This window comes from Coleofasciculus sp. C1-SOL-03 (assembly GCF_040220555.1).
Classification (GTDB): Bacteria; Cyanobacteriota; Cyanobacteriia; order Cyanobacteriales; family Coleofasciculaceae; genus Coleofasciculus.
Map to the genome: position 1 here is coordinate 59,825 of NZ_JAVJUO010000023.1, position 6,345 is coordinate 66,169.

The window sequence follows — 6,345 nt, forward strand, 5'->3', positions numbered from 1 at the left end:
GAATGAGTTTTCTACGAGTAACTATTGGAGGCACTCAGTTCTTTAGCGGTATTCTCTACGGAGCGGAAAGACTGGCAGGTTTTACGAGCAACAAAGCAGGCGTACTTATTTTGTTGAGGAGATGCTAATTTTCCCTTAAAGTTGTAAGCTTTCACCGCTGTAAATCCCACTGCCTCTAGAGCGGTCTCAATTTCCGCCTTGGCATAAGGCTTTGCTGAAAAAGTAATGTCTGAAGGGTGCCAGTCTTTAGGGATGAGTTGTAAGAGAGTTGATGGCTTAATCAAGCGCAAAAATTTATTGTAAACCAAGCGCTTTAATGGGTTGACAATTGAGCTATTTTGCTTTATGTCTGAATTCTTGCTCACAGGCTGAAATATTGTAATCGTGAACGTGCCTGTTTTTTCCTCTGGGTTGTAGGTTTCGCCAATAGTCCAGGCATATTCATTTTCGAGTTTGCCTTCATTGACCGGAATGTTACGATAACGCTTTTCCAAACCCAAGTCAAACAAAAATAAACCGTCTGCTTTGAGAGCCGTGTATACATTACTGAAGACGCTTTTGAGTTCCTCAAGACTCATGATGTGGTTGAGAGCAGAATCAGTGCAAATGACGGCATCAAAGGTAGAGGGGAATTCAAAAGAGCGTGCGTCACCTAAGATAAATTGAGCGTTTGGTGCATTTTGACGAGCGTAGTCTAACATTTTCTCAGAGCCATCTAGTCCAGTCACTTGATATCCTCTGATCAGGAGTTGTTGGGTTATCTGTCCTGTACCGCAACAAAGATCGAAAATTTTCGCTCCCTCTGGAAGATGGGGTAATAGCAGTTTTTCTAACTTGGGCAGAAATTGTTGACAGGATTTATGGGCTTCTGATTGGTTGTATAACCAAGCCCAAGGGTCATAGTCGGTATAGCGATTTTCTGAAGTCATCTCAGTTTTGTTCCTTAAAGTACGAATTTGATCGGGTTGGCTGGAATTTATGGCTTGGCTAATTACTAGGTTTCTCGATCTAGCCGGACTACACTGTGGAAATATCAGCGATAGAGCTTTTTTTTAGCTCATTACTCCTGGGCGGTGGCGCTAAAAATCCGTGATCAATCAGGTATGAAAAGTAGGTATTCAGTAACTGATCGTCGATTGGTGGACAGGTAATCGATGTGCCTATTAGTCCATTGATTGTGTTTTGGCAGTCGAATTTTACAACAGTTGAGTCAGAGGGTTGTACTTGAGAATTTTTGGTAGGAAGCAGAGAAACTAGGGGATATAAGGCGTGTTCTGGAGAACGTTCAGCAATATTCAGCAGTTGAGTATGCCATTGTTTGTAGGAAACATTTTGAATCGGGTAGCCGAGCGATCGCAATTTCTCAAAGCACAGGTTTGAGGAAACTGGGTGAGGATGAACCAAGTGAAAGGCTTTACCCCAAGAGGCTTGCTGCTTTGATAAATGAACAATGGCTTGGCTGGCATAATCTACAGGAATAATATCCAGGATCATCTCGGCATCAGGAATACTACCCAGTTGAACGCAACCAATAATTAGTCTGTACAAAAAGTCATTGACATTAAAGACACCCGTTTGGCTATGTCCTGATATCCGTCCCAGTCTATAAATGCAAACCGGAAGTCCGCGATCGCCTGCCGTATTAACTAACTTTTCTGCGACCCATTTACTCTGATTGTAGCCACCAACTGGGACTTGATCTTGATCAAGACTATCCTGTTCTCGAATGACATTCACTCCAGAATCGCCAACTCCTGAGAACACGCTAGTCGCAGAAATAAAATGGAATGGCTTCGCTTTCCTTTGACACGCCAATCTCAATAGTTCTTGAGTTCCTAAGACATTGGTGGCTTTGAGTAACGAGTAAGGAGAAGCATGATGAACCCACGCGCCATTATGATAGATCAGATCAATTTTAGTAGCAAGCTGGTGAAATTGTTCCGCAGAAAGTCCTAAAAGGGGTTGGGATAAATCGCCAATAACTGGGATAATTCTGCTGATGAAATCTTCCTGCCAAAGTTGATAGGATTCCAGGCAGGTTCGCAGCTTATTCTTCGCTAATTCAGGACTATTCCCACGCACAAGACAATAAACATTGGCGGACGCTTGTTGCAGGAGTTCGTACAGTAAAAATGCACCGACAAACCCCGTCGCCCCGGTTAACAAGATACAACTCGGTTCAACAGTTGGTTGGGTGAGTAATTCAGGACGAATGGCAGAATCGAGAACCGCGTCAGCCTTGAGTAACGCTAAGGTTTCGCCTAGCCTTTCAGCTTGACGATCACCACGCGACCTCTTCTCCATCCGTTCAGCCAAACCAGCTACAGTAGGCGCTTCAAATAGGTCAACAACCGTCACCTCGACCTCAAACCTTTTGTGCAACTGAGCAATGAGTTGGGTCGCCAGCAAGGAATGTCCTCCCAACTCGAAGAAATTGTCATGAACACCCACTTGCTCAACTTCTAGCACTTGGGCAAAAATCTCCGCCAGGACTTGCTCTGTGGGAGTGCCAGGGGCGACAAACGCGACTTCTAATTCCGGTCGAGCCGTATCCGGTACAGGTAGAGCCAAGCGGTCTACTTTGCCGTTGGGATTTAGGGGTAGTGCCTCCAACGTCACGAACGCCGCAGGGATCATGTATTTGGGTAATTTTTCTGCGATAAAGCGGCGTAAATCGCCAATTGTCAGGATATGTGACTGATTAGGGACGATATAAGCGACGAGCCGTTTATCTCCGGGTTGGTCTTCACGGACGATAACTACACTGTCTTGTACTCCTGGGTATTGAGTTAACCGAGCTTCTATCTCTCCCGGTTCAATCCGAAAGCCACGAATTTTCACCTGATGGTCAAGGCGTCCAAGAAGCTTGATTTGACCGTCACTCCGGTAACAGGCTAAATCCCCAGTTTTGTAGAGACGGCTTCCGGGTTCATTGCTAAACGGATTGGGGATGAAGGTCTGGGCAGTTGTTTCGGGACGGTTGAGGTAGCCCCGCGCCAGACCGACTCCACCAATGTGTAGCTCTCCTGGCACGCCGATGGGGACGGGTTGGAGAGAGTGGTCGAGGATGTAAAGCTGCTTGTTGGCAGCGGGACGCACAGTCGGTAAGGATTGACCGCTGTTGCCGCACTCCACCATACTCGCATTAACCGTCGTTTCCGTCGGACCATAGGCATTGATGAACAGTCGCCCTTTTGACCATTGGCTAATGAGTTCGGCAGTAGGGGCTTCTCCTCCTACCAGAACCATTTGCAAGGCGGGTAATTCGGCAGGGGGCAGAACGGCTAGTGCTGAGGGGGGCAGCGTAATATGAGTAATCGCTTGTTCGCGTAGAAGTTTGACTAAGGCGGCACCGGGTAGCAAATCCTCCGGCGTTCCCAGATGGAGGGCAGCACCGGAACCCAGAGCCATCACTATTTCCGGGATGGAGGCATCAAAGCTCAAGGAGAAAAATTGGAGAATGCGGCTGTCGGGTTGAACCTTACAAGTGCGAATTTTGTCTTTGGTGAGGTTGCCCAATCCTGCATGAGTCACTAAGACTCCTTTGGGTATCCCTGTAGACCCAGAAGTATAGATCAGGTACGCCAAGTTTTCGACCGTCACGCCACTAGCGGGGTTCTGCTGGCTCTCCTGAGCAATCGTTGCCCAGTCTGTATCTAAGCAGATAACTTGGGCGTGGTGTTGGGGGAGTTGTGTAACTAATGTCTGAGTGGTCAGGAGAATCGGAACCTGTGAATCTGACACCATGAAGGCAAGGCGCTCTGCGGGGTAAGTTGGGTCGAGGGGGAGATAGGCGCCACCTGCTTTGAGAATGCCCAAGACGCCCACAATCATTTCAAGCGATCGCTCTAGGCAAATCCCCACGATAACCTCTGGTTTCACACCCAGCTTTTGCAGGTAGCGTGCTAGTTGGTTGGCGCGTTGGTTGAGTTCCCGATAGGTGAGTTGCTGATCCTTAAAGACAACTGCCACAGCATCCGGTGTCCGTTCCACTTGGGCTGCGAATAACTGATGGAAACACTGATCTTGGGGATACTCAATCTGGGTATCATTCCACTCCACAAGTAGCTGATGCCGCTCCGCTTCCGTTAGTAAGGGCAATTCAGACAGGTGTTGCTCTGGATTCTGAACAATGCCTGACAACAAACTGTGGAAATGCCCAGTCATCCGCGTCATTGTCGCCTCGTCAAATAAGTCTGTGTTGTACTCGAACGCCCCTACCAATCCGGAGGCAGTTTCTTGCAAATCCAACGTCAAATCGAACTTAGCGGTTGAGTTTTCTGTACTCAGGAAACTCAGCGTCACACCGGAGAGTTCCAAATCGACCTGGGGTGCATTCTGAAGCACGAACATCACCTGAAACAGCGGACTGTAACTCAGGTCTCGCTCCAGTTGCAGTTCCTCAACCAACTTTTCAAAGGGCAAGTCCTGATGGTCGTAGGCGTCCCACGTCACCTGCCGCACCCGCCTCAACAGATCCGGGAAGGTGGGATTGCCGGATAGGTCAGTCCGCAGGACTAAGGTATTGACAAAAAAGCCAATTAATGATTCTGTCTCCGTCCGGTTGCGGTTGGCAATGGGTGAACCAACCAGGATGTCTGCTTGAGAGGTGTAGCGGTAAAGCAAGGTCTTGAACGCTGCCAGTAATGTCATGAACAGCGTCACCTCTTGCTCCTGACTCAGCGCTTTGAGTGCCTCGGTGAGATCGATGGGCACAGAGAACGATCGCCTTGCACCTCGGAACGTCTGAACTCTGGGTCTGGGGCGGTCTGTGGGTAATTGCAGGACGGGAAGGTTGCCGCTGAGTTGTTTTTGCCAATAGGATAGCTGGGTGTCGAGGACTTCACCCTGAAGCCACTGGCGCTGCCAAGCGGCAAAGTCAGCATACTGAATGGGCAACTCGGACAGTGGGGATGGCTGACCCGTGGAAAAGGCGGCGTAGAGTGTACTCAGTTCTCGAACAAGTACGCCTATAGACCAAGCATCGGAGACAATGTGGTGCATCGTCAACAGCGCCACATATTCGGCTTCATCTAAGCGTACTAGGGTAATTCGCAGAAGTGGTCCTTGGGCTAAGTCGAACGGTCGCTCTCGCTCCTCATCTGCTAAGCGTAGGACTTCAGCCTCTCGTTCGTCGTCCTTTAACTGCCGCCAGTCTAGTATAGGTAGTGCCAACCTTAAGGTCGGGGTAATTGCCTGGACTGGCTGACCGTCTATCGTCTTAAAGGTAGTGCGTAAGGCTTCATGGCGGCGCACGATTTCATTGAAACTCTGCTCCAAGGCGGCTACATTGAGCGAACCCTTGAGACGTACAGCCCCAGAGATATTGTAAAGGGGGTTGCCCGGTTCCATTTGGTCGAGAAACCATAACCGCTGCTGGGCAAAGGATAAGGGGAGGTTTCCCGCTCGCGCAACTGATTGAATCCTGTCAGAGGTAGAGGTTGAAGCAAGATTAGCGGCTTCTAGAAACGCGATGATTTCAGCTTTGCGATCGCCGAGTTGAGCGCTGAGGTCGGGTGTTAGTACCTCCTCCGGAGCATTACAACGCAAGCGACCCTGTTCAACCCAGAGCTTGACATCCAGACGATAAAGGTCAGATAAAAATTCATCAATGGTTTTCATAATTCTATTTCCTTTCGACCGTTTCCAACCGCAACGGGAGGTTGCGAACCTTGAGTGAGAGCTAAACGCATCGTTTCAACGCGATCGCTCAACAGTGCCACAGTTGGTTTCTCAAACAGGCTGCGTAGGGGCAACTCCATCTGGAATGCTTCCCGTAAGCGAGAAATGACTCGGGTGGCTAATAGAGAATGACCGCCTAACTCAAAGAAATTGTCATGAATACTGACGTTCTCCAGTCCTAAAACATCGGCATAAATAGCAGCCAATTTCTCTTCTGTCGGATTGCGGGGTGGAACAAAGCCCACCTCGCTCCTGGATATATCCGGTGCAGGCAAGGCTTTGCGGTCTATCTTGCCATTAGGGGTTAGGGGGAGTGCCTCCAAGATGACGAAAGTAGCTGGCATCATGTAATCCGGCAGCTTCTGTTGAAGAAAGCCACGCAGAGCGATCGTGTCGATACTTGTGTCTGAATCAGGAACAATATAGGCAACTAAGCGCTTATCGCCCGATTGGTTTTCCCTAGCAACAACCACGGCTTCCTTGACCTGGGAATATGTCCTTAACACCGCTTCAATTTCCCCTAACTCAATGCGGAAGCCGCGAATTTTTACTTGGTGGTCAATGCGACCAAGATACTCAATCTCTCCATTGGGCAAATATCGAGCCAAATCCCCTGTTTTATATAACTTTGACGTTTGACTAGTGAAGTTTGAATTATTAAAA

General features: G+C 48.7%; 3 protein-coding genes. All 3 read right to left on the reverse strand.

Going from position 1 to position 6,345, the window contains the following annotated elements:
• Positions 1-11: 11 nt before the first annotated feature.
• On the reverse strand, positions 12-929 hold the full coding sequence (locus RIE73_RS03360; protein ID WP_446399837.1) for a class I SAM-dependent methyltransferase: 918 nt from the start codon (positions 927-929) through the stop codon (positions 12-14).
• An 88-nt stretch (positions 930-1,017) separates the two neighbouring features.
• A complete protein-coding gene (locus RIE73_RS03365) occupies positions 1,018-5,622 on the reverse strand; it encodes an amino acid adenylation domain-containing protein (RefSeq protein ID WP_446399838.1) in 4,605 nt (1,534 codons plus the stop codon).
• Positions 5,619-6,345 (reverse strand): phosphopantetheine-binding protein (locus RIE73_RS03370; protein WP_446399839.1); only part of this gene is annotated, 727 nt, incomplete at its 5' end. The genes RIE73_RS03365 and RIE73_RS03370, both read right to left, overlap by 4 nt.